This window comes from Drouetiella sp. (assembly GCF_059504425.1).
On sequence record NZ_JCACIN010000048.1, the window covers coordinates 1 to 3,303 of the forward strand.

The following is a 3,303-nucleotide window of genomic DNA, read 5'->3' on the forward strand; positions in this document are numbered from 1 at the left end:
TGTCGAGCGTGGTGGGTGGGGTGAAGCCTCGCCCATTGTCGTAGATGGTGAGGCTGATACGATCACTGTCGTAGACAAGTTCGATGGCAATTGTATCAGCCTGAGCATGCTTCAGGGCGTTGGTAACGGCCTCTTGCCCAATGCGCAGCAGGTTCATGCCGATGAAGGGCGGCAGGCTGTAAGGGCTTCCCTGCACATTAACATCAACGGCGATCGAGGTGTTACGAGTCATTTGTTCTACGCTTTCGTAGAGCAGTTGCGCTAAGTCTGCATACTCAGCAGCAAGCGGATAAAGTGCCCAGACCGATCGCCGCGCTTCGCTCAGTCCGGATTCTGCCAGTTGACTGATGTGTTTGAGAATCTGCTGGATGGTTTGGGATTCTTCATGAACCAGCGATTTGACTACTTCGATCTGAAGGGAAATTCCCGTAAAGGCTTGAGCAAGGGTATCGTGGATCTCGCTTGCCATGCGGTTACGCTCTTCTAATAAAGCCGCGTCCTTAGCTTGCTCAGCTAACTGAGCCATTTGAATAGCCAGGGCGGCGTGGTGAGCAAAGCTGCGGCACTGCTCAAAGCGAAACTCGCTTGGTGGTTTATCCGTGGTGAAAGCAAGTCCCATAAAGCCTAATACTTGTTCACCGATCGCCAACGGGATCATGGAGACAGTTTTGTGTCCATGCTGCTGATGCCAGGGGCGCGAAAATTGCCAGGTTTCTGATAACGGTTGATCCTGAGTAAACCAAATAACCTGGTGGTATGGGTCTTGCATCATCTGCAAAATCTGCGTCAGGTCGGCGGGCATAGGCGGACGCCAGAGTTCAGCACGAGGATCAGTAGCAATGTCTATCACTTCTCCATGTAACACTAAAGCCACCATCTGTAGCGTATGGGAGGCGCTATGGTAGAGAAATATCGCTCCCGTTGCGGCACGGCTAGACTGAATTGCCCCCTGAAGCGCCGCCACCAGAAATGAGTGCAAACTATCTGTGCTGCTGAGGTGTGTCACGGAGCGACGCAATGAGGCATTCGCTTTTGCAAGTTCTGCCACCTGTTCTAAGGCTGCTATTTCTCCTTCACGGGCAAGAACTTCGTTCAGCTTCGCTAACGCCGCTTGCTTGTCAGCTTCTCCTAAGATTGTTATTTGAAGCACTAAGGCAATCTGTTGAGCCAGAGCCAGAACCAATTCTTCCTCGACTGAACTAAACGCGACTGGCTGTGGAAACGCCATTGCCAAGAGTCCCAGGGGGCGATCGCCGACCATCAACACACAGGTACTTGTACCCTGATAACCACGGCTTTGAAACCATTCTGAGACATCTTGCCACAACCGTCCTTCAAAGTCTTCTTGATTAAGGACAGCTAGCCTGGGCTGTTCGCAAAGTTGGGAAAAAATCAGGGTGCGCTCAACAGAAATGGGGGATTGAAATAAGATCGGTTCATCGTCAGCAGGAGTGAAAAAATGCTGCTCATCCTGGCAGCGAATGGTCAAGTTAAGGGTGTTCTGGTCAGCATCATAGCTGAAGATATGCCCCACCGAAGCCCCCGAATAGCGAACGACTTCCACTAGCAAGTGGCCCAAAATATCGTTGAGATTGGGATTTGTAGATAGGTCGCTTAAGCTATTGCGTAGCAGGGTGTTGGCTCTAGCCAGTTCTGCGGCCTGATGCTGAGCCGCTTGTTTTTGCTCACGGGCGATCGCCGTTTGTTTGGCTTCTTCTGCCAATTGTGTGAGTTGAATTGCCAGTGTTACCTGTTGCGCCAAGGCATAGGCAAGTTCAATCTGTGGCTCAGTGAAAGGACGGCTCCCTGAAAAAAAGACAATCAGTGCCCCGATTGTCTTGTCACCTAAAATCAACGGCACATTGAGGGCACTGCTAACCCCACGCGAGCCGTACCAAGCGCCAGCATCTAAGCCAGATTCATGGGCAACCTGGATAAGAAGCGGACTGGTTACCATATCTTCAGTGATGAAGTGGCCCCGGCGATGGTGCAGGCTTTCTCGCTGAATCATTTCTGCTGGCACAGGGTAGCCAAATGAGCCAACATGCCCTGGCTGTTCCTCTGGTTTGAGAATCTGCCCCTGCCAGTATGTGAGCCCGACATAAGCAAGATTAGCGGGTTCGGGATGATACCAATACTCTGCTAGCGGCGCTTCCAGTTGATCCGCAATCACTCGGAGCACCTGTCCTAAAAAGCGATCAAGGTCTGTTTCTATTGCCAGCACATCAACCGTTCGCTTAAGCGCCTTATTCACCTTCTCTAGTTCAGTCGATCGCGCTTGTTCCGCTTCTAGAATAGCTTGCTGAGTGCGATCTCGCTGAATGGCACTGCCGATACAATCAGCAGCAATCTTCAATACCGACAGTTCTGCTGGACTGCGACGTTTTGCTTCACGGCAGTCATCAAATCCAATAACTCCCCAATACTTATCCTCGACAAAAATGGGAACAGCATAGAGCGCTTTCAATCCTAGTTCTGCTTGCCCACTTCGGAAAGGTTCAGGCATTTCTTCCAGCAGACAGCTAATGCTTTGATTTTGACTCAAACGCTCGTACCACTCCTCAATGCCCTCCCAGGTTCCTTGTGATAAATCAGGATGAGAAATCTGTGGCGTGGTATGAGGAGAAGTCCATTCATACAACACTTTCCACCCTGTAGATGCAGAGTTAAAGGAAGGGACAGAATTCTCGATCACCGCTACGCGATCAGTCTCCAAACTCTCGCCAATGATTTGTAGAGCTGTGTTGACGGCTTGATCAAGAGGCGAAATCGTCAGTAAAGCACTAGCAACTTGGGCAGTAGCTTCTAAAAGGCGATGTTCTGAAAAGTTGCTGACGCTGAGTTGCAGTAAGGCATAGGAGTGCTCACAGGACTGGAGCCGCGACCGCAGCAGGGCATTCTCCTGTTCCAGAACAGAGAGGCGATCGTGGAGTTGAGCCAGTGCTGTGTCCATAGCAACCTCTAGATTAAGAACAGGATTTTCCTAAAAGTTTGTGATTGGACACGATTTCACTATACAAGCTTCAGATTAAATTGAACCCAACGAAAGTAAGGGCTGTTTCCTTAACTACCGTTAGTCCAAAACCCAACTTCTTTGATACACGTATTCCAATCTCAGGACTAGCGACAGCTGGAGGGTTGCCGATTAAGCTGTTGTTCAAGTGCAATTCCACAACCACTCGACTGCAAATTGTCTGGGTGAAAGCCCTCAACCCATTTCTTCAACCCATTTAAGGAGGTGATAAAACTGGTATAGCGCTACGCACATACGTTAGGACACTCTTTAAAGGCAGCATCAACGCA

The 3,303-nt window shown here is 50.0% G+C and carries 1 protein-coding gene; it reads right to left on the reverse strand.

From position 1 onward, the window contains the following. Positions 1–2,953 (reverse strand): GAF domain-containing sensor histidine kinase (locus AC5JMP_RS12380; RefSeq protein WP_495851778.1); only part of this gene is annotated, 2,953 nt, incomplete at its 3' end. Positions 2,954–3,303 lie beyond the last annotated feature (350 nt).